Raw genomic sequence first — 25270 nt, 5'->3', positions numbered from 1 at the left:
CCCTCCTTTATTTCGCTTCCGGCGGAATTAGATTTTCAGGTATATCAAGACCTGCTTCTTTAAAATATCTGTAGGCTCCGGCATGCAATGGAACAGATACTCCATCAAGGGCCGTTTCCAATGTCATTTCCTTGGCAGAGCTATGAACCTCATACATTTCATCCAGATTTTCATAGAGTGTTTTGGTTAAAATATAGATGGTTTCCTCGTCCATTTCTTTTGTTGTGGATAATAGGTTCGGCTGGGCAATGGTGTTGATATCTTCGTCAATGCGAGGATAGGTCCCTCCAGGAATCACATAACGGTACCAGCTGTCAGATACTGCATTAATGGCATCCAGCTGCTCATCAGTTACTTCCAAAATCGATGCTTTGACATTACTTGCATACATATCCGTTACAGCGGAAATCGGGATTCCTGCCGGAAGCGAGCCTCCATCCAATCTCCCGTCACGCATCGCGGAAACCGTGTCACTATAACCAAGATACTCTGGTGAAATATCTTTTTTCGTAAGTTCAAGGCCATCCATCATCACGACTGTGGATTGCTCCGTACCGCTTGCCTGCGGCCCAACAGAAAATTGCGTTCCTTTAATATCGTCGATAGTTCCGCTTTTGATCTTGCTGTTCATCAGCACAAAATGCTCCACATTTGGCCAGAGCATGGAGATTGTGCGCAGGTCCTCATAGCGCTTTCCTTCAAAGGAGCCATCTCCTCTATAAGCCTGAGACGAAATTAACCCCTGAAGAATGGCAAGCTGTGCTTCCCCTTCACGAAGCAGTTCAATATTCTCAATGGATCCGGCTGAAGATTGGCCGCTCGCCTGGATTTTCTCACCCTTTAAATGGCTGCTCCATACATTGGCCATTCCAACCCCAATCGGGTAATATGTACCTCCTGTTGAAGCGGTGGCAACGGATACAAACTTTTTATCCTTGTTCTCGGCCGCTGTCCGCACACCAACAATGGCAATAAAAACAAGTGTCAGAACCGATATGATAATCTTCCACTTTTTCTGAATCATAAAATCCTCCCTTTCCAGTAAGTATGTAAGCGCTTTTTCTAACTTGTATTACAAGTATACAAGATTACAGGATTTGAATTCAATTAAAATTCAGACTTTTTGTTTTATTCCGGAAAATAAAATGGGCTCATCCTTTGATATTTCTATGTTTTCAAATGTAAAAACAGGAGATTTTACCTGGAGATAAAACATAAGAAAGGCCATTTTCTCTGTGCAGAAAATGGCCTTTCTTTTATAACAGCTTACCCATATAGTATTCATCGGCAAATTCGCCGTTTATCAGTAGCGAATGTTTTTTCGTGCCTTCAATCTGGAATCCCGTCTTTTTGTAAAGGGCGACACCTGCCTCATTACGGATAACAACTGTAAGTTCCAGCCTGTGGATATCGTGTTTACGCGCCCAGCGGTCAAGCTCTTCAAAAAGCTTGGTGCCGATCCCCTGGCCTCTGTGTTCGCTGAGGATGCCTGCAACGAGATAGGCTGAGTGCTTATTTCTCCTTGCCGCACCGCCAATGGCCATTACAAAGCCGATCAATCGGTTCTCTTTTTCCGCTGCGATGATGGTGGAATGATCTTCTTTTTGAATGGCTTCAATTCTTTTTCTTTGTGCCTCGGCTGACGTCTTTCTTTCACCTGGCTCGAAAAGCATGTAGTCTGATTCGTTTTCTGTTTGTGTGATCAGGTTGGCCATTGCCTGGGCGTCTGCTGGTTTTATGTGGCGGATGATCATGAGGATTTCTCCTTTTTACTATTTTTTCATAAGCCCTTCAACAAAATCCTTCAAAACGTGCACACCATATACACAGTCATTTAATGACGTCCATTCCCGCGGATTATGGCTGATGCCATCCCTGCTGCGGACGAACAGCATGGCGGCCGGCACTTCGGTTCCGACGATCATGGTGTCATGCCCGGCTCCGCTTGGGATGTAAACAGGATTAATATTGAACTTCTCAAGGGATTCTGCAATACCAGCCTGCAGGCTTTCATTAATTGGCAGAGGTTTGATTTTGGCATTCAGCTTCATTTGCACACCGATACTTCGCTCCTCTGCTATTTTCACCGCTTCATTCTTAATTTGATCGAGCAGCTGATCCCGGGTTCCTTCAAAAATATCCCTGATATCAACGGTTAATATTACTTTCTGGGCAATGACATTGAAGCCATTTGGATGCACGTTCAGCTTTCCGACAGTGGCAACAGCTGTATCACTGACCTGCTTTGGAAAATTCTCAATGGCAGCTACAAACAATGAGGCAGCCACAAGCGGATCTTTTCGTCCAGCCATCGGCGTATTTCCTGCATGTCCAGCTTCTCCTGTAAAAGTAACCTCCAGCGAGGCTGGCCCAGCAATGCCTTTTACCACTCCAACTGGCTGATTCTCTCTCTCCAGCACCTTCCCCTGCTCGATATGGACTTCCACAAAGGTTTCGATTTCACGCCTGTTTTCTCCTGCCTTTAAGCACTCTTCCGCACTGCTGCCATATTCGGTCAGCACTTCCCGAAACGACTTGCCATTTTCATCCTGCAGGCTATCCATTTCCTCCGGCCTCAGCTGATCCATAAATGCCCGGCTGCCTGTCAAGCTGCTCTTGAATCTCGAACCCTCTTCATCTGAAAAAATCACAATCTCATACGGCTTCTCCGTTATGTAACCAGTTTCTTTCCATGACTCTGCAACTTCCAATGCTGAGAGAACCCCTAACGGTCCATCGAAGTGCCCCCCATTTGGAACACTGTCTACATGGGAACCGGAAGCGATTGAAGGTCCTTCTGTTTTGTTTTCCAATCTGCCGAATACATTTCCTGCTCCATCTTCAGTCACAGTAAGACCAGCGTTTTTCATCCACTTGATTACTAGCTCTTTCGCTTTCTTCTCTTCAGCAGAATAGCCTGGGCGGGTCACCCCTCCGCTTTCCATGAAGCCTATCCTTGAAAGCTCATCAAGTCTTGAGGCCAATCTTTCTCCGTTTACACCCGAATGAGTAAGTTCTTGGTCATAATCTTTTAATAACTGTTCATAAAGGTTCATGGGTTTCACTCTTTCTAATTTTGTTGAGATACTATTGACACTGTGAGATTACTGGAATGTTGATTCTGCGCGAAGTGACCGATATTTTGGAAAACTGACCGATAAAATAGAATTTCGACCGATATATCAAAAAAGTAACCGATAAATTATTAATCTGGCCGATAAACCTGTAAAAGAGGCCGATATCTTTAGAAACAGTGCCAAAATAATGACTTTATGCCTGATTCAGAGCAAAAAGCCCGGCAGATATCCACCTGCCAGGCCGCAAATCATTAAATAATCCCCTGCATTCGTAGAATAATCTCGGCAATTACTGCAGATCCGATGAAGGTTCCGAAGAACACGAAGACTGCGACAATAATGCTTCTCCAGCCCAGCTTGGAAAAGTCAGCCCAGTTCTTTCCGATCGAGATCCCTGCATAAGCCAGAATTGGCGTAGCAAGAGCCAGGATATTGACCTGAGTTGTCCACTCGACAACATATTCAGATCCCGGTACTCCCGGAATGGAAACGATGATTCCGATAATCCCGATATATCCGACGCTCGGGATATTGCCTGGCAGCACTTTTTCAAGAATCAGACCCAGCACACTGATGACAATTAAAACTAGCATGCCCGGAATGGCTGCAGACGGCAGGATATCGTAGCCTACCCAGTTGCCGATCAGCGCTGAAAGACCAAAAATCGCCAATATTAAAAACCATTCAGTGATATTTTTAAGCATGGATATCTCCCCCTTTGTCCGCAGCCTTTTTCTCTTTGCGTTTCATCATGATGCTGTACAGCTTTTCAGTAAGAGGCAATCCAATAAAAATACTGGCGTACAGACCCGTTGAAAGTGAAAGCAGGTTGCTGGCGCCTGCGAAGGCAACAATCTGTGCCTCCATTTCAGGAAAGGCAGCGACAAGCGATCCGCTGGCGGCCGCCATCATGCTCCCGCTTCCCACCCCCGACGCCATCGCGAACGACAGCGGATGGAGCGGCGTAATCGTGGCCAGGAATCCGGAAATCAATCCAAGGAAGGCAGCACCAAATACAGTACCGAAAATATAAATAGCCATTACTCCTCTGCCTTCTGGCGAATCAAATCCGTATTTATTCATAATCAGCCCGACGTTCGGCTCCCGGCCAATCGAGTGGGTCATGCCAATAGCTTCTCTTTTAAAGCCAAGAAAAATGGCTACTGGCAGTGCAAATAAAATCGTTCCCAGGTTACCAAGTTCCTGCAGCAATAATGATGGCCCCGCCGCAATGATTGCCTCGATTTGCGGCCCGATCGTTACCCCAATTTTCGCAATTAAAAGAGTAACTCCCAGCACGATGAGGGGCTCTGCATTTTTAGCCTGTTTTTCTTTAATAAGCGGAGTGAAGTAAAGTCCCAGTCCCAGGAAAAAAGCATAGAGCATAGGCAGCAGCAGAATAACCCCTGCTCCTACTTTAAAGCTGATCTGTCCAATCGCTTCGGTAGCCGCAACCAGAACCAGCACAACGGCATGCAAGCGCCAATCTTTTAAAATTTCTGTCTTTTCATTTTTCATGTTTTCCCCCCTAAATTAAAAGATTACTAGATAGATCCGCACACTGCGGAAGAATCAAGCTTGCCCTTCCCTTGCTCCATCGCCTTTTCATAGATATCGCATACCAGCTGACCCAAAGGTGAATCTTCACTATAAAATTCGGCTGTTTCTTTGTATAAGTGAATATCCTTATTCATGTGCTCCAGGCTGAACAGCACATTCCCGTATGTATGCTGAAGGATATTCTCACCGAATACGGTAAGGACGCGATTATGTGCAGACCCGCTTTGAATGACTTCCGCCAGCTGAGTCCGGCTGACACCGGCTTTCTCCCCAACTGCAAGGACCTCCCCCAGGCCTGCAGTCGTTAAAGCAACAAGCATATTGTGGCACAGCTTTGCCACCTGTCCTGATCCTGAAGGACCCAGCAGAAAAATATTTTTTCCAACGCTCTCCAGGACCGGGCGAATGTCCGGCAAATATTTATCTTCTCCCCCAACCATTATAGTCAGCGTACCGGCATCAGCACCCTGCGGTCCCCCGCTCAGCGGACAGTCATAAAAATGGGTGCCTTGCTCCTTTGCAGCCTGATTTAACTCCTGGGCTGTTTTTGGGTCAATGGTGCTCATATCCAGAACGAAACTGTGAGGCTTTAAAGCGGAAAAGACACCACTTTCACCCATCATAACATCTTTTACAATACCTGGTCCAGGCAATGAAGAAATTACTAGATCCGCCTGTCTTGCTGCCTCGAATGGAGAAGGCTGGGGAATAGCCCCCAGCTCCCCGCATTTTGCGAGTGCCTCCTGACTTGGGTCATAAGCATACACCTGATATCCGTTTTTGATTAAATTTTTCACAATGCCTTTTCCCATGGCCCCGCAGCCAATCACGCCTATGTTTTTCATCCTCTCCCTCCTCAAGGTTTTATATAAACTGTTTTTGTATCCAGCCAGAAATCCAATGCCGTGCTGCCCTGTTCACGCGGTCCGATGCTGGATGTCTTTTTGCCGCCAAATGGAAGCTGGTTTTCATAATGGTTGGATGGGATATTCACGTGCGTGACGCCTGTTTCAATTTTCCGGACAAAATCGAATGCTTTTTGAAGGTCATTCGTAAAAATGGCAGATGACAGGCCAAAGTCCGTATCATTTGCAAGCTCAATTGCCTCGTCATAAGAATTTACTTCCATCACAGCCACAACCGGCCCGAAAATCTCTTCCTGGGCGATTGTAAAATCCTTCGTCACTTTACTGAAAACAGTTGGAGCGACGAAATAGCCATTCGCCATATCGCCATCTGTCAGCTGCTTTCCGCCATATTCGAGCACCGCTCCTTCTTCGATGGCACTATTGACATAATGGAGATACGTATTCAATTGATGCTTATTTGCAACAGCACCGTTGTCGAATCCTTCCCGGATCCCATTGCCAACCTTTATTTGCTCTGCTTTTTCAACCAGCAGTTCAATGACCTTTCGGGAAATGGAACGGGGAGCAATCACGCGGCTGGTTCCCGTACAGCTTTGGCCGTTATTATAAAATCCGCTGATGACCACGCTCTGAACAGCCTCTTCCAGATTGGCATCCTCCAGAATGATCGTCGCATTCTTCCCGCCCATTTCAGCCTGCATTTTTCCGCCATGGGCTGTCACAAGCTTGCCAAGGTGGATGCCCACATCAGAGGAGCCAGTAAACGACACTGCCTTAATTTCCGGATTGGTCCCAATCTCTTCTCCCACGACAGAACCCGGGCCCGTAATCATATTCAGAACTCCCGCTGGCATTCCGGCCTTCTCGAACAGCTCGACTACTTTCACTGCGATTAGAGACGTGTCACTTGCGGCCTTATAGATGATCGTATTTCCCGCCAGCATGGAAGGTGCAATTTTATAAATAGCGATTCCGAGCGGAAAATTAAATGGCGTAACGACAGCCACCACACCCAGCGGCTCCTGAATCGTGCAGGCGAAGGTTTTCGGATCAATCGCAGGCACGGTTTCTCCCGAGATCCGGTTAGCCTCGCCGCTGAAGTGCTTCAGAGCCTGAACCGTTGCATCCACTTCCTTGCGGGCTGACTCTATCGTTTTGCCTACTTCCTTCGTAATGATTTCAGCTAATTCCTCTTTTTCCTGCTGGATGAGAAAGATCAGTTTAAAAAGGATGTCCCCCCGGCTGATTGGAGATGTATTTTTCCACATGGGAAAAGCCCTCTTTGCACTCTCAATTGCTTTTTGCACATCAACCTCATTCGATTTCTGAAAGTAGCCCAGTACCTCATCTATATGGTTTGGATTCAAGCTGGGATACGTCTCCCCTGTCACAGAAGGAACCCATTCCCCTCCGATGTAATTGTAATAAGTTTCTGCACCAGTATTCCTGATCTCAGTTTTCTGGCTATTAACCTCTGTACTCATCCAATCTCTCCTTATCGCTTAAGTTGAGATTATTATAATATTTAGAATATTCTATGTACACGTGCCGATAGACAAATATTCCTTCCCTTCTTTGTGGCAATCCCCAATTAAGGGTTTAAAAAGTCGAAAACCTGGAAGGCCAGGACAACTGTAATCCAATCTTCTTTCCGGGAAAAATCAAGCTGCAGCTCGCTCTCGATTTTTTTCATCCGGTAAGCCAGTGTATTGGGATGAATATGCATCTCTTCTGCTGTTTGTTTGTGGCTTTGATTATGTGCCAGAAAGATTTGCATCGTTTTCAAATATTCTGGCTCCATCTTTAAAAGAGAGCCAATTTTATCGGATACAAATTTATTCAGCAAGCTGCGGTCGGTGTTGAGCCATAGTCTTTCAGCACCAAGTTCAGAATAAGTGATAAAGGATTTGTGCTGATGATTTTTGGCAAATGACAGGGCTTCGGCAGCTTCCTGATAGGTATCTGTCATATCTGTTAAGGCAACCTCTCTGCCCAAACCAATGACTGCTCTTTTCACCTTTCGCTGAATATCATCAGCTAAATTATGGTCATATTTTTTCCGGCCATTCACCAGAAGTGCAATGATTTGGTTTGATTTCGTAAAAATGATCGAAGTATCACAGTATGTAATCAGGATCTGCTCGATCGATCGGATAAGCTTTTCTTTCTGAAGGATGGAAGCAGCATCCCATAGAAAACCAGACTTGCAGTCCACCATCATACAGGCGACACTGCTTTTCTCGTTCAGGCGGAAAGTTTCCAGAATCCTGGTATTCAGGCGTCCGCCATTGATTAAATCATGAAAGGCCTCTTCCCTTAGATGCATCTCTTTTTCAAAAAGCGTATTCTGCCTGACAAACTCCAATGACAAAGCCGTTGAAGCGTGTTCAAGAGCAGCCTTCTGGATATTTGTCAAACGCTCGATTGGTTCATTCAAAAGGAAATACCCGAAAAGTTCGTTGGAATTTATGATCGGAAATGAATGGGAGGTCTCAACTGGCGACTCTGCAAAGATTACCGGGGTACTCAAAATATGACTGATCGTATCCAGGATATACGAAGTTCCCCTCCCCTCCAGCAGAATCTTCGTGAATTTCCGGTGGATATCAAGGGATTGGCTCAGTTCTTCATTTTTTCGCTTCACTTCTTCGTAAAGCTTCGAATTCATGATGGCAATAGCCGCCTGGTCTGCCACCACCTCCAAAACATGAAAGTCGTCTTCAGTAAACTGTACATCATTGTCGAAATTATCCACCACAAGCACACCGATGCAATCTTCTTTATAAACCAATGGGACGACGATTCCGCTTTTCACATCCCGCTGGAAAACGCCATTAAAAAAGTGAACATAATTTGTCTCATTCATCCGGCTCATATGCTCCCTGAACTCACTCCCTGAAGCAATTACGCCTTTCTTAGTCAGAAAAACCTGTCCAGTCAGGGATTCTCCAGGCTCAAACTTCACCTTGCTCATAAAGCCAGCCTCCACCCCAACCCCACTGGAAAAATGCAATAATCCATCTTCCTTTAATGTGTAAAGGATGGTTGTGTCAGCATGATCTACTAAATTAAAGGCTGCTTTTACCAGCCTCTTTAGAATCTCCTCCAGTTCAAGAGATTGGGTTAAACTCCGATTAATTTCCAGGAGGCTTGAGATTTTGTCCTGCATGATGGTCATGGCTGTTCTCCTTCCTATCATGATAGTTAAAATCTATTATAGGTGATATTTTGTACAAAATGGCCTTTTCAAAATGGTTTTTCCTAATCTGGTCTTTGAAAGTTAGATTCTGCCTTCAAATTTCACAATTAGACTTTGGAAAGTTATTATAAAGTTAGAGAAAATGCATATAGGAGATATCATGGCAAAAATTAAGTATCTTGAGATTTATAATGATTTAAAAAATAAAATAGACAGCAAGGTGTATGCGTTTCAGCAGCTGCTTCCTTCTGAGAATACCTTGATCAAGCAGTATGAATGCTCCAGGAATACCGTACGGCGGGCGATTGCCAATCTTGTTTCCGATGGGTATGTCCAAACTATTCACGGGCAAGGCGTCCGTGTGATTTTTCAAGAGCTAAAGCAAAAAGAGTACCTGTTTGGCGGTATCGAGACGTTTAAGGAGTCTTCAATCAGAAACAAAAATAAATACCGGACTGAAGTAGTTTTTTTTGAAGAGAGAATCGTAGATGAACAACTAAGACAGGTAACTTCTTTTCCAATCGGGATTAAAATCTATCATTTGCAAAGGGTCCGATATCTGGATGAAAAGCCTTTGATTATTGATTACAACTATTTTCGAAAAGATATTGTAAAAGGATTAACAAAGGAGATTGCAGAGGATTCTATTTACGAATTCATGGAAAATGAGTTAAAGGAAAGCATCATTACAACGAAAAGAATGATGACAGTTGAAAAGGTAAATGAGCTGGACCAAAACTATTTGGACCTGATAGAATACAACTGTGTCGCCGTTGTCACCAATTTCACATATAACTCAGATGGAGTCATGTTTGAGTTTACTCAGTCAAGGCATACCCCTGACTCCTTCGTGTTTTTTGAGCAGGCACAAAGGATAAAATAAACTATCCCCGGCATATTGACCCCGGGGATTTTTCTTATTATGCCCTCGCTTGCTGAACCTTAGCAGCCAGATAAATGAACGCGCTTGCCGTCCAAGTAAAGGACGGGTCCCTTAACCCTTCACCTGTAAGAGCATTAAAGTTTTCTGCAAATCCATTCAGATGAACAAGTTCGCAATATTTTTCGCTAACGGACAGCGCTGCCTCTTTTTCGCCGCATCTTTCCAAGGCATCGATAAGAATTAGCGTGGTGGGTGCCCAGATAGCGCCGCGCCAATAGGCATCGTCCTGGTAAAGACCGCTATCAACTGCCTCTGAAGCAATGCCCCAATTTGTCGTATATTTGCAGCCCGTAATGGTTTCCACCATTTTGTTTCTTGCAGAAACCGGCAGTTTATCTGCGATCAGAAGAGACATGAGCGGCAGGAAACTCTCGCTTTTAATCACTTCACCAGTAGACATGACACGTGCGGCAGGAAGATCATCTACAAGGAAATAGGAACAAAACAGAGCTGTCAGCCTTTTGGATTCCTGTTCCCAGAAGAATTTCTCTTCTGATTTTCCGAGCTTTTCTGCAACCGTCGCAAGCATATCCATATCCTTGATTAGAAAAGCGGTCAGATCCGGCGAGTCTATGATATTCGCATTTCTGAATACCGTGCTATTATCTTGTCCCGAATCATTACCATGATGGTATTCAGGGATGCCATCTTCATTGGAATCTTTATAGGTCAGATAAAACTGGACCTGATTCTCTATTTGATGATAAATGGTCTCAAGCTGCCCTGTTGTGAAGTCCATTTTTTCCATCATTTTTGCATAAGTCCAGCCGTGCACAGGCGGTTTGGCAAAATTCCAGCGGATGGTCGAGTCACTAAGCGAACCAGGAATTTGTCCAAGCTCATCCTGATAATCAAAAAGGACTGCCATTTGATCCCATGCCAATTGCGGATCAACGTCAGCCAAAGCAATCGCGTTAAAGCAGTGATCCCAGCTCCATGTGCCAAGGAAATAGTTATTTGAGACGAACATCGTATCCCTCTTCAGGTAGCCTTCCGGCTTAACAACTGAGGACCAATTAATATACGCCGCATTGATCTGGGTATCCCTATATTTTTCAGGGACCTCAGGCAGCTTGCTGCAATAATTCTGAAAGGCTTTCCTGCTGTTTTCAAAAGATTGGCCAAAGCTGTATTCCCGTTCTGCTGGCTTTCCTCCATGTGTAGGAAGGTCTTCAATAACACATAAAAAACCGCTCTCAGCAACAGGTGAAATTTCAATAGCAGACTGATTTTCTGCTTTATTTGTGCTTCCCCTGCTGTCCATGTAGACATCCTGATTCAAGGAAACGGATCCCCTAGGACAGAAAATCATAAATTTGGTTAAGTTTTTATAGCTGTTTACGATACAGTACTCGCTGCCTTTTTTCCCTAATAAATAATTATATTCAAAATTGTAGACGGGCTGCGTATCCAGAAGGAGTCCAACTTTTTCTCCTGTTCCTTTAATAACAATCCTCGAATCACTGTCAAAACAGATAAAAATTTCACCGCCGGATAATCGGATAGTGATCTGATTATAGTCTGCTATGTATTCGTAATCCACGGGTGCTCCGCTGACAGTCGGAATCAGCTTTAGCACATTCATATGGCTTCTTGACTTGCCTCTTAAAGAGTTTAAAAAAAGGCCTGTTTTTAATGCCTCCCCATTTTCCTGAAAGGCAAGAGCCATATAAGAGCCATAAAAGCTTAACGGTGTTTTCGTTATATCCATGATAGCCGGACACTCCTTAAAAATTTTTCAAAATTATTTGTATATACAAGTCGATTATATTATACTAAACTTGTTTAAACAAGTTGGGTATTTATGAAAGCCATTACATAGTGAGGTGTAAGCCAGATGTCAAACTTTAATGAAAACGTTTCCTCCATAATCGAAAACATCGGAGGAGCAGAAAACGTTGTAACCGCAACACATTGTGTCACCCGGCTGCGATTAGTGCTGAATAGCGAAGAGCTGGTTAATGTGAAGAAATTAGAAGAAAATGATCTTGTAAAGGGAACCTTTTCAGCAAGCGGCCAATTTCAAGTCATCATCGGACCTGGATTGGTTGAAAAAGTATTTGCCGAGTTTGTGAAACAAACAGGCACAGAAGAAGTTTCTTCAGAGGAATTAAGAGAAATTACTTCTAAAAAGAAAAACGTCCTTCAAAGAGGAATCCGAGTGCTCGCAGACATTTTTATACCGATCCTGCCTGCCATCGTTGCAGCCGGTTTATTAATGGGACTAAATAATGTACTAGCGAACCCTGGAATCTTTTATGAAGGAAAATCCGTGCTCGATGTTCATACAGAATGGTCCGGGTTTGCAGGAATTATTAATCTGATTTCAAATACAGCCTTTACATTCCTGCCCGCACTAATTGCCTTTTCTGCTGCAAAGAAATTCGGGGGCAATCCTGTATTGGGAATTGTTCTTGGCTTAATTATGGTTCACCCGGAACTTATGAATGCCTATGCATTCGCATCTGACCCAGAATCAGTCGAGAACTGGAACCTATTCGGTTTTGAAATTGCAAAGGTCGGGTACCAAGGACAAGTTATTCCAGTCCTTTTTGCGGCGTATCTGTTAGCAGCTCTTGAAAATAGCTTGAGAAAAGTCATTCCGGAAAGCCTGCAGCTATTGGCCGTTGCTCCAATCGCACTGATCATTACGGGTATTGCGACATTTACAATCATTGGACCTGTTACTATGGCAGGCGCTAACTGGATTACCGACGGTATTTTGTATCTGTTCGATGTTTCACCGGTTCTGGCTGGGGCAGTATACGGACTGATTTCACCGCCGCTTGTTATTACAGGAATGCATCACTTATTCCTTGGTGTGAACCTGCAAATGGCTGGCTCCCTTGGCTATGTTACCCTTTGGCCAATCGGCGAAACGGTTACACTCGCTCAAGGTATCGCAGCCTTAACCATGTTCTTCTTAATTAAAAACAATAAAAAACTCAAAAGTGTTTCGCTTTCCGCAACTGTATCAGCTTGGTTAGGCATTACAGAGCCAGCGATTTACGGAGTTAATCTGAGATTCAGATATCCATTTATTGCGGTCATGATTGGCAGTGCCATTGGAAGCGCATACCTTTCCTTTATGGATGTAAAAGCCACCTCTGTAGGTGTTGGCGGTATACTCTCCTTCCTTTCTGTATTTCCGGAATACTGGGGCTCTTACTTTACAGGAATGGCAATTACAGCAGTCATCACGGTAGGATTAACATTGCTGTTCAGCAAGGGGAAAATGTTTAAATCGAAGGAAGTTAAAGCAGAAGTGACGGAAGCAGCTTAAAAATTTTAAAGAGCCCAGAGGCTCTCATAACAAAGACACCCTCATCATACTGAGGGTGTCTTTGTCAGCTATAGTTTGAAGACTTTGTATACAAGGTTATAGGCTCCTATTTCTAACTTTTAATTATCAAGCAAGCCTATTTTTCTGCCAAACTCCCATCCCTATTCTTCCTTTTACGCACTTCCTCCATCTTCCCGTAAAACTCTCCTCCAGGTCAAAGCCAAAGAAGTTATAGAATTTCACCAGATAGGCCAGGCAGTCTGCGAGTTCTTTGCCAAGGTCTGCTTTTACTTGCTCTCTGGCAAACTGAAATGCCAGTTCTTCATCCATCCCTTCTTCTGCATATTCGCGGACAAGGTTAAAGGCCTTACGCAGCTCTTCAGCAACCTCCGCTACTTCGGTTGTCATGAGCATATAGTTATTAAGCAGGGAATCGCGGCTCTTGGCATAATTCTCGTCGCTGATTTCCCAGCCCATCCCTTTTTGATAATCTCTCATAAAGCTTTGCAATACTTTCAATCTATTAACACCTCTTCTGATACTTTCGACAAATTTCGGGTGGTGCCTGTCACCATTTATCTTTCTACCGTCCGAGCCAATAACGCCCCGGCGATGAGTCCCCAAACGGGAGCGCTGATATGCAGAAAGCTTACGCCTGATAGGGTGACGATGAAGGCTGCGAGTGCGCTTAACCGCAAACGGTTTTCGGAGAAGCCCAATTGCAGGCTTGAATGGAGGACGCCAATCAGGGCGAACCCGGCCAGCAATGAAACGAATGCCTGCGGAAGCGATTGGATAAAGGGCACGATTTTCCATGCAAATATGCCGAAGACTATCGTAATCGCGCCTGAAACAACAGCTCCCATATACCTTTTCTCCCTGTGGCCTGAATCCGGTCCGGCACAGATGGCGCTCATCATGCCGGCGATATTGGCACACTGGCCGCCAAAGAAGCTGGTAATCACGGAGAAGACGCCGCTTGATGAGACGATTTTACGAATTGGCGGCTTGAAATCCTCGCTTTCCAGTGCCCCGATTCCTGGTGCAGCATCATTGCTCAGTATCAGCAGCGCGAGCGGCAGGGCAATCGTCACAAGCCCCATCCAGCTGAATTCCGGCATTTGGATAGACGGCAGGAAATAGGCAATCTCTTTAGCCGGATTTAAATCAGCTGTCAAATACAAGACTGCAAAGGCAACTGCAACGGCCGCAAGTACAGGCGGGAACTTCTTCACATATCTCGTAAAAAGCAGAAAACTGATTAAAGCCGCTCCCCCGGCAACAGGCATTTCCTGAATGGCCGGTACGAGCTTCACGACATAGCCGGCAACCAATCCGCCAAGCATGGATGCGATGACTTCTTTCGGCACCCAGCCAATGATTTTAGTAAACAGCCCAGAAATGCCGACCAGAAAAATCAGCAGCCCGGACATCACATACCCGCCTATCAGTTCAGGATACGAATATTGGGCAGTCACAGTCGCTAAAAAGGCCGCTCCAGTAATCGAATGCCCTCCTGTGATGGGAATCCTATATAAAAGCGGGAGGAGGATGCTGTAGACACCCCCGAAAAAATAAACCGCAAACATCCAGTTAATCGTCTGCTGGTCATTAAATCCCCCTGCTGACGCAGCCTGTAAAATGATCAGGGCCGGCCCCGTCATAACTAGTGTGCTTGCAATGATTCCAGATGAAATGTTCTCCGCTGTCAGATCTCTTATGAACGAACCCTTCTGTACTCCTTGACTGTATCCGCTATGCCTTTCCTTCGGCAAACCCATTTTTTCTGCCCCCGACTTCCAATTATTTTACTTACTATCATGATTTTAAATGAGGTAATTGTCAAACTATTTCGCATTTGGAAATTTTGAAAAAAAAAGACCTCCTAAGAGGCCCCTAACTCATTCCGATTGAAATAGACATTTAACACTTGCTTTAGGGATTGATCGATCTGCACCCATTCATCCAGCTTATAGTTATTCAGCACTTTCGCCAGGTTTGGCTTAATGCCGATCAATTTGATGATGCTGCCTGTCATGAAGTTCAGCGTTTTAATCAGCTGGGTGAATTTCTCAATGCCTTTTCCTTCAATTTCCCCAACCGCTGTAAGGTCAAAGAGAATCTCATCATATTCGCCGGCAAAAACAGCTTTAAGACAGCTTTCGGAAATAACGTTTATTTTATCTGCTGTAATATCCCCAAATAAAGGTATGAGGCAAAGAGTTTCCGACAGTGGAATAAACGGCCCGGACAATTGATTCAAGCGGATCAGCACCTGCTCCAGCTCTTCTTTTTTCTCCAGAAGTTCAAAGTCGGTTGAGGACAGGCGCTGCTGCAGCTGCATCAGTTTATCCATCAAGCCTTCATTTGAGCTGTCTTTTGGCAGAAACAGCATATTGGCATAGTCCTCACTGTCCCATTGAATATGGACCTCAAATAAAGATAGCGATGTTTCTCTGGTCTTCATATTCAGTTCCAGCTTCACGGGATCCAGTCCTGGCTCCCTGCTGTACTGAATCAGCTTTTCGATGCTCTCCTCATCAATTATGCCTTTTAAATGCCCCTCGCTCAGGTCAAAGCTTTCACGTGCTATGGCGGAATAGCTAACTATTTTTCCGTTCCTGTCAGCTTTTAAAAAAGCAAGCGGAAGCGGCTGATCAAAAAATTGCATTTTGCTGTCCCCCCGCTTCATAGTTTTGCAGCCATTCCATTGTTTCAGGCAAATTCTTCAGAATGACTGTATGATCGGAGCAATAAGGAAGCAGGTCATACTTCCCTGCTAAACGCCCGCCAAGAAGAACCGACGGCTTATGCGGCAGTTTGGCAAATGCTTCTGCATATTCCTTCAGCTTCGGCAGGTGATAGACAATGCTGACCGAAAGTCCGATTACGCTTGGCTTCCAGTCTTTTGCCGTTTTCAGCGCATATTCCAAAGGCAGGCTCGGGCCAAAATACTTCGTTTCCCAGCCATGCTCTTCAAAAAGGCTGTTGACCATTTTCAGGCCAATATAATGCTGTTCCCCATCCAGGCATAGAAACATGGCTTTTTGGCTTGATTGTCTTTTTTCCCGCTGGTAAGCGAGTTTTGAGAGCACAAAATCACATGTAGCTGTTGCCAAATGTTCGTCTGCCACTGTGATCTGATTTGTCTCCCATAAAATGCCGATATGTTGCATCGCGGGTGTAATCAAATTTTGATAAACTTCGAGACGCGATAGCTGCGGGTGCTTTTGAATGGTTTCCCAAACTTTTGCAGAATTGCCTTCCAGCAGCAGGGAAGCGAGTGTTTCAGCCTGGTTCATCTTACACTCCTCCCTTCACAGGTTCACCTTTCAAAAGAGCAATAGCTTCAGCCAGATAAAGATGAAACTTTTCTGCCTTCTCAGCAGAACCTGTATCATCAGCCAGCACAGCTTGAATGATTTCGAAATTGTCGATCAGATGCTTGGTCTTCATCCCATGCTTCTTTAAAATGCCATCAAGCCAGACGGCATAATCAGTGAAAAAAGCAGATTGGTCCAGCTCATACGCTGTCTCGAGATGCTTCATATGATGATGGTTATCTTCGCGGCACTTCTCTTTTCCTTGTTCCCCAAACCGATCCAGCAGGGAAGGCTCCCGTTCATAGATCTTTTCGGTAACATTGTTTACGATCTTTTCATAGTTCACTTAGCCACCACCTTATATTGCGTCACTTTTGGAACCACTGCAGCCAATTCCTGATCCGGATACTTTTTCTCTAAATCATGGATTCTCTTAAAATCCTCACTCCGAACCCAGTTTAAATAGTTTTCCTTTGTATCAAAGATGAGCTGAACGGTCAGTTCACCGGCGCGCTTATCATTCTGCAGCAGCAGGAAATCGATAAACCCCTCCGCCTGGTCGACTGACCGTGAGCGATTTTTATATATGCGAATGACTTCTTCCGACTTGTCATCGGGAACGTCAAATGTTGAAAAAACGGTGTACATGAACTCTCCTCCAATTTTGGGAGTTTTCTGGCTTTATTAAGTATAACACATTGATTGGGATTGTCATTTTGGGAGGTTTATAGGCAATGGATGAGGTTTTTTGTTTGCTGGACGGTTAACTGCTGTTTCTATTTATCTCTAAATTTTCGTTGTTAATATGGACGATTAACTACCATTTTCTCCCTTCGCTCCACATTTTCGTATTTAATCCCCGTCCCCCTTCTTCTCAGCCTTAAGTCCGATGCCAAGATATGTCTCTGGCTCGTTATGACTCTCGTTATTCCCGGTTAAGATAGTATCTGTAATAATTGTTAAGTTTTTCCTGCAAACAAGATCATATTTTGGCGAATTAGGTCGGACGAATTATTGGAAAATTAAAGAAGTAGTAGTTATTAATACCTATTTTCCTCTGTATAATTAGATCTTGGGTGCAAATTTTCACTATTAGGGAGTTAGGAGAATGTTTATGAAATTATTAAAAATGATTGTGCAGAGAAAGATTCTGGTTGCCCTTATGACGGTGCTGATTTTGGCCATAGGCAGCTTTTCCATTATCGAATTGGATAAAGAGCTGATGCCTCCGGTAACGATGGATGGCGCTTATGTGGAAATCAGTGCCGGTGAAATGGCAGCTATTGAAGTGGAGCGATCGATCACCAACCCCTTGGAGCAGCAAATCAGGGGGATTGAGGGAGTGGAATCGGTTGACTCCACATCGGCGATCGGACGGAGCTCACTTCAAGTTACATTTGAACAGGGCCGGGGCGACGATCTATTTAAAGTAGTAGAAACCGCTGCGACCGCCGCTAAAGGGGAAAATGCCGCGATCACGGATGTCACTTCGGGCCAGTATGGGACCACGCAAAGCTTTGAATTCTATATGGATGTATCAGGCGGCAGCATGGAGGAGATGACCGCTTTTGCCAAAAAGGTTCTTGAACCGCGCCTGGAGGCATTGCCGGAAGTCCGCGACGTATCGCTTGCAGGGGTTCAGGAGCATGAGGTAATCATTGAAATGGACCGCAGCAAATTGGCTGAAAAAGGGCTGGATGCCGCCGCTGTGATCGGTGCGATTCAGCAGGTTAACAGCGAAGCCACACTGGGAGAACTCAGCAGTGATGACAGCTCTCCTTCCCTCCGCTGGAATACGAAGCTTGAAAATGTGGAGGATGTACAGAATATTAAAATCCCCTCACAAAACGGGTTTGCCGATCTGAAAGATGTTGCAGATGTTCAATTTCAGCCGATCGAAAGCTCATCATTCGTCTGGAAAAATGGAACGAAGGATTTCATTTTTGTCCAGGTTGGCCGTGCTGCAGATGCCACGCAAATTGAAATGGCAGCCGCGGTTCGCGATGAAGTGAAAAACATCCGCGAAGACGGACTTGTAAAAGGCTTTGAACTGAACGAAATGGTGGCACAGGCAGATTATGTGCAGGAATCCATTGATGGCGTGACCGGCAACATTTTAACTGGCGGCGTCATTGCCATTGCAATTCTGCTGATCTTTTTAAGGAATGTAAGGGCCACCTTTATCATCGGCCTGTCGATCCCAACTTCCATCCTGCTGACGTTTACGGCGATGTGGGTTTTTGATTACAGCTTTAATATCCTGACACTGATTGGGCTCGGTCTGGGGATCGGGATGATGGTGGATTCTTCGATTGTTATCATTGAATCCATCTATCGAAAGAAGGAACAGGGACTTGGCAGGCTGGAGTCCGTTTTGGAAGGTACGAAAGAGGTTTCATCAGCAGTTATTGCTTCGATGCTGACAACCATTGTTGTATTCCTGCCCATTGGCCTGATAGGCGGTGATGTGGGCACATTCATGATCATGCTGTCTGCTGTTGTAGCCATTACACTCATCAGTTCGGTTGTCGTCTCGTTTACTTTGATTCCATCTCTTTCGGAAAAAATGCTGATGCTCCGCAAGCCGAAGAAGGAGCGCAAAGAAGGGCCGATTATGCGCCTCTATAGCCATATTGTGGCCTGGACCATCCGGAAAAAGCGGTACAGTTTTGCGGTTATAGCGATTTTCTTCCTGATGTTTGCCGGTTCATTAACACTTGTGACGAAAATTCCGATGACGATTATGCCCGATATGTTTAACCGTTACACAGAGCTGATGGTTGACCTCGAAACGGGTATTTCCATTGAAGATAAAGAAGACATCGCTCAAGGAATCAATCAGAAACTGCAATCGATTGAAGATGTAGAGTCAAATTATGTCATGGACAGCGGCGGCATGTTCTATACGATCATTAATATGACAAAGGGCGATGACATTACAAGAGAGCAAAAAGATGTCAATGAAGACATTATGAAAGAACTTCGCAGCCTGTCTGATACCCTCCCGGTTGAAAATGTCCAGAGTGCGATGTCGGCTGGCGGGGGATCACCGGTCCAAGTTAATATTATGGGCGAAGATTTTGCAGATCTGCAGAAGCTTACCGGAGATTTTACAGAGGAGCTCGAAATGATTGACGGCATCGTCGGTGTGACCAACTCGATGGAGCGCACATCAGAGGAACAGGTTGTTGTTTTAAATGAAGAAGCGATTGAAAAGGCAGGCTTAACCCAGCTGCAAATCAGGCAGTTTATTGAGCAGGCATTCATGGAAATGCCTGTCGGGGAAATGGCCATGAACGAAGAAAATGTGCCGCTTGCCTTGAAATGGGCTGAGAAAACAGATTCCAAGTCAGATCTGCTGAATTTAAAGGTTCCAACTGCCCAGGGCGAGAAAGCATTATCTTCCTTCATTGAATTGAAGAGTGTAGATACACCAAATGAAATTCCCCATCATGACGGGGAGCGCTTCATCTCCATTTCAGCTGATATTGAAGGCAAGGACCTAGGTGCCGTGAACCGGGATGTCCAAAAGCTGATCAATGATTTTGAAGCCCCTGCTGGCTATAGTGTGGCAGCTGCCGGAGATATTGAACAGCAGCAGGAATTAATCATGGATATGGTGTTTGTTTTAGCGATTGCGATTTTCCTTGTATACCTTGTGATGGCTGTCCAATTTAACCACCTTGGCCACCCGCTGATCGTCATGTCTGTTATACCGATGACCATCGTCGGCGTCATTCTCGGTTTGTTCCTGACGCAGATGGAGCTTAGCGTAATGTCAGGAATGGGAATTGTGATGCTGATTGGGATTGTGCTCAATAACGCCATCCTGCTGATCGACCGTACGAATCAGCTCCGCCTGGAAGGCTTCTCGGTTGAGGATGCACTTCTGGAAGCAGGCAAAAACCGGATCCGGCCGATATTCATGACCACTCTGACAACGGTTGGCGGAATGCTTCCCCTTGCTCTGGCATCGGGAACTTCGGGCAACTACCAGGCGCCGATGGCAACGGTCATTATTTCAGGCCTGCTGTTTGCGACCTTTATCACGCTGCTGCTGATCCCGGCGGTTTACCGCTTGTTCACCACGTCCAGTCTCCGCTTTGGCTGGCTGAAGAAAAGGCAGAAAAAGAAAAGCAGTGATGTTAAAGTGATTCCGGAGACCGTTAATTAACATATTTTCGCCCCCTCAAATACTGAGGGGGCTTTTGCGGATTTTCAAGCACTATGGACAAGGGCTCTCTCCTTCTGTTTTTTCCCTCATATATTAGTAGGAGAAAGGAGTGAATCCCATGTGCCAATTTTGTGTTGAAGAATATTATTACAAGAAGAAAGTCTGCTGCAAAAAGAAAGACAAACATGAACATCACGGCTGCAAGAAATGCACCAGCGATTTTAAACCTCACTGTTCATGTACAAAATGCTCTGATGAGCATAAAAGATGTTCCTGCAAAAAATGCTCTGATGAGCATAAATTTCATCATTGCTCTTGCAAGAAGTGCTCATTTGAACACAAGCATTTCTGCTGCTGTAAAAAATGTTTCCATAGCTGCGACTATTAATCCAGTAAAACAGCGGCCAGCTTTGCTGACCGCTTATTAATTTTTTTCAACCGCGCGCTTTAAGGACAGCATTAAAAGTCGGACACCAAGAAAAAAGAGGATAAAACAGATGAAGGAAGAGGTGTGAGTCCAATTGATAAGGACAAACATATTCAAAAAGCTGAATAACGGTTCAAAGATATAAGCAAACATGATTCCAAGGCCTACGGCTGCAAAGGCATAGCTTTTCCACGTACTGAAGTACTGATAAATCAGCATGCCCGATATGGGGATCACCACAAAATCTGCAGGCAATAATGGCGGAATAAAATGCAGCAGCTTATCCGGATAACCCCACAAAAGAAAGTTCACTCCCACAACATCAAGAAAACAGGCGAAGATCGCACAGAGCAGCCCAAAAGCAAGTATTTCAAAGAACCGCCCCTTATCCACCAGCCTCCACCAAATAAAAAACGGCAAAATGCTCGCAGCCAGCAGCACCCACCAGTTAAAGCTGAATAAATCCTCCTTCAGCCAATGCTCAAGAGAAACATCTCTTAGCTTTTCTCTAATGTTTTGCTCATCTTTATAAGAAGGAATGCGGCTCATTTTATCACCTGTCCACCCGAGTTGGTATCTTCATACTCATCTTTCCCCATGGAAGTAGTTACATACAGTAAGCCGATGGTTTTAATGAAATATTGGCGGGTTTGCGGGGTAGGTGCAGATATTCTACTATGGGCGCAATATGGTGGGGATAGGTGATTGAAACGGCGCATATCTGGCGTGATGGCGCAATTACTAGTGATGTGGACGCATTTAACGCGCAATCATGATGCGGGTGGGCGCATTTGTTGGATGCAGCGGCGCATATCTGGTATGGCAGCGCAATTTCTGGTGATATCGATGCAATTAACATGGCGGACGGCATAATCAAAATAAAGAACAACACAATTATAAACCAAAACAACACAATAACCGGCAGCAGCGCAGCATACAGTTTTCACAAAAAAAAGCAGCTGGCAGAGCCAGCCGCTTTCGTTTCTATTGCTGTCCAGTATAGATGCTAATCGCATCTCTTAAAAACTCAGCTGCACCTGGACGAATTTTTTCATAATAGGCTTTAAACCTTTCATCTGCCACATACATTTCCGCCAGGCCGGCGTGGGCCTCTTTGCTGTATTCACTCCAATAGAATGTGATCCACTGCTTGTGCAGATCAGCCGCTTTTTGTGCAAGCTCGCCTGCCGGATTGCCTGTTTCCATGGCTTGTGCTAAAGTACTGTTCACTTCTTCGGACAGTTTGGTTACGGCCTCATGCTCCTCCTGGGTCATGTTCATTAGTTTAGCATTGGACTTATCAACCGTCTCATCGCCATACTTCTCACGGATCTCTTTTCCATATTGTTCCTCATTATCTTCAATCATTTTCTTTTTGAATCCTTCAAACTTCTCTTTGTCTGACATGGTCGTTCCTCCTTCTGCTGACGCTATGGTTTTTTCTACATTCGTAATAAGCAGATCGAGCTGTTTTCTTTTCTCAAGGAGTTTCTCGCGGTGCTCCTTCAGTGCATCTGCAGCATCGAAAGCGGGTGCTGTGATAATTTCCTTAATTTGTTCAAGGCTGACGCCAAGTTCTCTGTAAAACAGAATCTGCTGCAGTCTGTCAACTTCCTGCTGGCCATAGATCCTGTATCCTGACGAATTGGCTCTTGCCGGCTTAAGAATGCCAATTTCATCATAATACCTGAGGGTCCTCGAGCTGACCCCAGCCAGCTGAGCGAGCTTCTGGACTGTGTATTCCATGCGATGATCCTCTCTTCGAAAAGTTTTAGAAAGTACTTTCTGTTTCTTACGATACACCTTTACGCAGCGTGAAGGTCAAACACTTTTTATAAAAAAATGATTAATCCATCTTTTTAATCAGGAGAGCGGCGGTCGTCTTTGAAATTCTGCATCCATCCAGGTCCGCTTCCTTTAATAATTGAAGGTCCAGTGCCGATTTTATTTTACTTTCATCCGGTCTTTTTAAAATTAACTCCGGCAAGTTCAATTCTTCCAGTCTTTTCACCGTTGCTTCCGGATCAAACTTTTCCATTCTTCTAATCTGCCTCTGCAACCGGTAGCCTTCAATCCTCACTTCCCCTTTTTCATTCTGTCCCAACGCTGTATCGAAATACTGGTGGAACATGTCTTTGAGTTTATCGAGCTCGGCTTCCAAATCCTTTTTCCTGCGGTTCAGCTCATCAAACCGGACCAGCATCTCTTTTGTAATCATGTATGGATCGCCTCTTTTCATGGATGATATTTCATCTTATTTTGGAAGCGGCGGATTTATGCATAGACAAAGAACATATGTTCTAAAATACAAACACGAAGAATTTGGTGTAAAATGGAATTAATATTCCTGGGAGGGGACTTGATGCTTTTAAACATTTTTTGGGGAATTCTCGGCCTGTATGTATTGCTTTCTCTCCTAATCCTGCCAACGCAATACCGCTTTTTGACCACTTTAAAAAAGGAAGAAGCCAAAAATAAAGCGAAGGGAAAAACGCAGGGAGAGATGTACGACAATATGGGAGCAGGCGAACTGGTTGTGCATGAGAACATCCAGGGAAACCCGGTCTTTTTTCTGGCTAATTTCCTGGCATCGGTTATCTATCGGATTAAGCATTGACCGTTTCTCGGATAAGATATTTAGATTTCGCGGTTATATCGAGCATTTCGAGGATATATTTATTTTTTCGCAGTTATATTAAAAATTTCGCGGACATTTGTAAATTTTCCCGATTAAGTTACTAAAATAGCCTGGCGGGCTTCCGCCAGGCATCTTTTTTTACTGCAATTCTTCCAGCGCAATCGTCTGATATGCTTTAAAAAAGGAATCGCAGAACACATCCCACTCTTCAGCCGCTTCCATGGAGGCTTCGCTGACTTCCCCGCACACCGGACGCTGCAGAAGATCAGTCAGCTGCTCTGAAAATCCAGCAATCGTTTCCTGAGAAGCACCTTCCAGAACGTTCGCCACAAAATCAGCTGGCGGATACCAGTTTGCCACTCTCTGAATATCGCGGTAAATTTGCGTCAGCAGCAGATTGCGCGGGCCTTCCCACTGTTCATTGACGGCAACATCCCGGAATATGCGCGGCAGTGAGGAGAATTCCTCCATGACGCCATGGCCGGCAAAGACAGATATGGCATCGCGCAGGACCTCTGCTCCTTCATACGTTGCACAGATTTTCTGCAGCAGCACAAGCTCCCTCAGGTTAAACAGCTGTTTTCTCTGTTCAAGCGGCTGATCTACCGGAATCCCTGCATTCAGTGGCTGATTCAGGCGCAGAAACAGGTCATAGATTTTAAAAGCGCCTGCCGCGGTACGCTGTGCGGTGTTTTCAATTTTTTTCAGCGTTCTTGCAGATAGCGGATAATCTTTTACCTTCTTGCCAAAAACGGACCGGAAATCACCATAGAGACTGGCTTCCCGGGCAGCACGGAGCATGAATCCTGCGCAGGCAATTCCGATTTCAAGCCGCGATAATGTCAGGACTATGCCGACTGCCACTGCCACCCCTTTTCCTGCCGGTCCAACCGGATAAGCCAGCGCCCCATTATACTGGAACTCTCCTGTCGGCAGCTCGGCCGTGCCCATTTTCCACTTGATGCGGTTGATTTCATAGCCATTGCGTACCTCCTTTTCCTTATCCCCTGGAAGCCATGACGGAACAATGAATGTCGACACTTTATCAGTGCCGGAAATTTTCGCGGTGACTACCGAATAGTCGGCATGGGCAACCGAACAGAAAAATTTATTGCCGTACAGCCGATAGTTTTTTCCTTCTGAAACGGCCTCAAGCACATTGGCAGGCAAATCGGAACCGCCCTGAATCTCCGTCATGAATTGGGCACCGATTGCAAAGTCCCCGTCCAGCCCCTCTTTTGTATGCTGTAAAATTTGCTCCAGCTCTGGGATATCTTCATTCGGATATTGTTCAAGGAGTGCAATTAATCCAATCGTACAAGTCAGCGGACAGGCGACACCTGCCTCCCCCAGCTGATGAATCAGCATGCGCTTTGCGAAACTTTCCCAGGATGTCATTTGGCTGGAAAAAAGCCCTGCACCGAACACTTCTTTTTCCAGCTGATGCGTTTCCATTGGACGGACGACACGGTCAATGCGGTGATTGAAGGCATCAAAATGAAGCATATATGGGCGGACTTCCGGCCTTGCCGCTCTTTCTGCAAGGGTGTTCCATTTGGAAGAAACAGCAGGAGAAAAATCCAAAAGCTCTTTATGTATCTGCTCGTATTGTAGGTCTGCATATTTCTTCAGGGCTTTTTGCAAAAATGGATCATCCTTATACCAATCCAGATCGCTGCGCTTCTCTAAAAACTCATCAAATGAGTACGTATTCTTTCCTCTTGTCTGCACGTCCCGGGAAGTAATATTCATGGAAAAATCACTCCTTTTTTAATTG

Annotated in this window: 25 protein-coding genes; 6 read left to right on the top strand and 19 right to left on the bottom strand. The window is 45.0% G+C overall.

Annotated elements, in window-relative coordinates:
- Positions 1-7 precede the first annotated feature (7 nt).
- From JI665_RS17410 to JI665_RS17375, 8 genes are all read right to left on the bottom strand, one after another.
- Positions 8-1024, bottom strand: coding sequence for a TAXI family TRAP transporter solute-binding subunit (locus JI665_RS17410; RefSeq protein ID WP_206841508.1), 1017 nt, complete (start codon positions 1022-1024; stop codon positions 8-10).
- Between the two features lie 232 nt (positions 1025-1256).
- Positions 1257-1754 (bottom strand): GNAT family N-acetyltransferase, encoded by a 498-nt coding sequence (locus tag JI665_RS17405; RefSeq protein WP_206841503.1) that lies wholly within the window; start codon positions 1752-1754, stop codon positions 1257-1259.
- A gap of 18 nt (positions 1755-1772) precedes the next feature.
- Entirely contained in the window at positions 1773-3056 is a 1284-nt protein-coding gene (locus JI665_RS17400) for a M20 family metallo-hydrolase (protein ID WP_206841486.1), read from the bottom strand.
- Between the two features lie 272 nt (positions 3057-3328).
- Positions 3329-3781 carry a hypothetical protein gene (locus JI665_RS17395; protein ID WP_048010782.1) on the bottom strand — a complete coding sequence of 151 codons (453 nt, stop codon included), beginning with the start codon at positions 3779-3781 and terminating at the stop codon, positions 3329-3331.
- Complete coding sequence (locus JI665_RS17390; RefSeq protein ID WP_035326022.1) at positions 3774-4595, bottom strand: DUF3100 domain-containing protein; 822 nt, start codon at positions 4593-4595, stop codon at positions 3774-3776. The genes JI665_RS17395 and JI665_RS17390 overlap by 8 nt, the downstream gene beginning before the upstream one ends.
- A 26-nt stretch (positions 4596-4621) precedes the next feature.
- Complete coding sequence (locus JI665_RS17385; RefSeq protein WP_206841484.1) at positions 4622-5482, bottom strand: NAD(P)-dependent oxidoreductase; 861 nt, start codon at positions 5480-5482, stop codon at positions 4622-4624.
- 11 nt (positions 5483-5493) lie between these two features.
- Complete coding sequence (locus JI665_RS17380; RefSeq protein WP_206841480.1) at positions 5494-6990, bottom strand: aldehyde dehydrogenase family protein; 1497 nt, start codon at positions 6988-6990, stop codon at positions 5494-5496.
- A 107-nt stretch (positions 6991-7097) separates the two neighbouring features.
- Positions 7098-8684, bottom strand: a complete 1587-nt coding sequence (locus JI665_RS17375) for a helix-turn-helix domain-containing protein (protein ID WP_206841479.1) — start codon at positions 8682-8684, stop codon at positions 7098-7100.
- Positions 8685-8865: 181 nt separating this feature from the next.
- On the opposite strand from JI665_RS17375, the gene treR reads away from it, so the two are divergent.
- Positions 8866-9588, top strand: a complete 723-nt coding sequence (gene treR, locus JI665_RS17370; protein WP_206841476.1) for a trehalose operon repressor — start codon at positions 8866-8868, stop codon at positions 9586-9588.
- A 37-nt stretch (positions 9589-9625) separates the two neighbouring features.
- On the opposite strand, the gene JI665_RS17365 is transcribed toward treR, so the two are convergent.
- Positions 9626-11359, bottom strand: coding sequence for an amylo-alpha-1,6-glucosidase (locus JI665_RS17365; RefSeq protein WP_206841474.1), 1734 nt, complete (start codon positions 11357-11359; stop codon positions 9626-9628).
- 126 nt (positions 11360-11485) lie between these two features.
- On the opposite strand from JI665_RS17365, the gene JI665_RS17360 reads away from it, so the two are divergent.
- Complete coding sequence (locus JI665_RS17360; protein ID WP_206841470.1) at positions 11486-12931, top strand: PTS transporter subunit EIIC; 1446 nt, start codon at positions 11486-11488, stop codon at positions 12929-12931.
- Between the two features lie 126 nt (positions 12932-13057).
- Here the strand turns inward: JI665_RS17360 and JI665_RS17355 are convergent, their stop codons facing one another.
- The 6 genes from JI665_RS17355 to JI665_RS17330 form a co-directional block, all read right to left on the bottom strand.
- The gene (locus tag JI665_RS17355) at positions 13058-13450 is read right to left on the bottom strand and encodes a MazG nucleotide pyrophosphohydrolase domain-containing protein (protein WP_244671240.1); all 393 of its coding nucleotides are present in this window, start codon (positions 13448-13450) and stop codon (positions 13058-13060) included.
- 56 nt (positions 13451-13506) lie between these two features.
- Positions 13507-14712, bottom strand: a complete 1206-nt coding sequence (locus JI665_RS17350) for a benzoate/H(+) symporter BenE family transporter (RefSeq protein WP_206841452.1) — start codon at positions 14710-14712, stop codon at positions 13507-13509.
- 104 nt (positions 14713-14816) lie between these two features.
- Positions 14817-15602 carry an STAS domain-containing protein gene (locus JI665_RS17345; RefSeq protein ID WP_206841437.1) on the bottom strand — a complete coding sequence of 262 codons (786 nt, stop codon included), beginning with the start codon at positions 15600-15602 and terminating at the stop codon, positions 14817-14819.
- Positions 15589-16233, bottom strand: coding sequence for a cobalamin B12-binding domain-containing protein (locus JI665_RS17340; RefSeq protein ID WP_206841434.1), 645 nt, complete (start codon positions 16231-16233; stop codon positions 15589-15591). Before JI665_RS17340 ends, JI665_RS17345 begins: the two co-directional genes overlap by 14 nt.
- 1 nt (position 16234) lies before the next feature.
- Positions 16235-16600 carry a hypothetical protein gene (locus JI665_RS17335; RefSeq protein WP_206841401.1) on the bottom strand — a complete coding sequence of 122 codons (366 nt, stop codon included), beginning with the start codon at positions 16598-16600 and terminating at the stop codon, positions 16235-16237.
- Positions 16597-16902: an antibiotic biosynthesis monooxygenase family protein gene (locus JI665_RS17330; RefSeq protein WP_206841398.1), complete on the bottom strand. Its 306-nt coding sequence runs from the start codon at positions 16900-16902 to the stop codon at positions 16597-16599. The genes JI665_RS17335 and JI665_RS17330 overlap by 4 nt, the downstream gene beginning before the upstream one ends.
- Positions 16903-17368: 466 nt before the next feature.
- Between JI665_RS17330 and JI665_RS17325 the strand changes: the two genes are divergently transcribed.
- Together JI665_RS17325 and JI665_RS17320 are read left to right on the top strand one after the other, a co-directional pair.
- A complete protein-coding gene (locus JI665_RS17325) occupies positions 17369-20428 on the top strand; it encodes an efflux RND transporter permease subunit (protein ID WP_206841395.1) in 3060 nt (1019 codons plus the stop codon).
- A gap of 131 nt (positions 20429-20559) precedes the next feature.
- Entirely contained in the window at positions 20560-20856 is a 297-nt protein-coding gene (locus tag JI665_RS17320; protein ID WP_206841391.1) for a hypothetical protein, read from the top strand.
- Here JI665_RS17320 and JI665_RS17315 read toward each other — a convergent pair.
- Positions 20853-21404 carry a CBO0543 family protein gene (locus JI665_RS17315; RefSeq protein WP_206841389.1) on the bottom strand — a complete coding sequence of 184 codons (552 nt, stop codon included), beginning with the start codon at positions 21402-21404 and terminating at the stop codon, positions 20853-20855. The genes JI665_RS17320 and JI665_RS17315 overlap by 4 nt on opposite strands.
- Positions 21405-21646: 242 nt before the next feature.
- Here JI665_RS17315 and JI665_RS17310 point away from each other — a divergent pair, with 242 nt between their 5' ends.
- Positions 21647-21865, top strand: coding sequence for a hypothetical protein (locus tag JI665_RS17310; RefSeq protein WP_206841374.1), 219 nt, complete (start codon positions 21647-21649; stop codon positions 21863-21865).
- On the opposite strand, the gene JI665_RS17305 is transcribed toward JI665_RS17310, so the two are convergent.
- On the bottom strand, positions 21840-22601 hold the full coding sequence (locus tag JI665_RS17305; RefSeq protein ID WP_206841370.1) for a MerR family transcriptional regulator: 762 nt from the start codon (positions 22599-22601) through the stop codon (positions 21840-21842). The two genes, JI665_RS17310 and JI665_RS17305, sit on opposite strands and share 26 nt — an antisense overlap.
- A 100-nt stretch (positions 22602-22701) precedes the next feature.
- On the bottom strand, positions 22702-23073 hold the full coding sequence (locus tag JI665_RS17300; RefSeq protein WP_206841367.1) for a hypothetical protein: 372 nt from the start codon (positions 23071-23073) through the stop codon (positions 22702-22704).
- Between the two features lie 144 nt (positions 23074-23217).
- On the opposite strand from JI665_RS17300, the gene JI665_RS17295 reads away from it, so the two are divergent.
- Positions 23218-23472 carry a DUF3949 domain-containing protein gene (locus JI665_RS17295; protein WP_206841363.1) on the top strand — a complete coding sequence of 85 codons (255 nt, stop codon included), beginning with the start codon at positions 23218-23220 and terminating at the stop codon, positions 23470-23472.
- A gap of 159 nt (positions 23473-23631) precedes the next feature.
- Here the strand turns inward: JI665_RS17295 and JI665_RS17290 are convergent, their stop codons facing one another.
- Entirely contained in the window at positions 23632-25245 is a 1614-nt protein-coding gene (locus JI665_RS17290; RefSeq protein ID WP_206841361.1) for an acyl-CoA dehydrogenase family protein, read from the bottom strand.
- Between the last annotated feature and the right edge of the window lie 25 nt (positions 25246-25270).

This window comes from Bacillus sp. NTK034 (assembly GCF_017303275.1).
GTDB lineage: Bacteria > Bacillota > Bacilli > Bacillales > Cytobacillaceae > Cytobacillus.
This window is presented reverse-complemented; position numbering and strand designations above follow the sequence as displayed.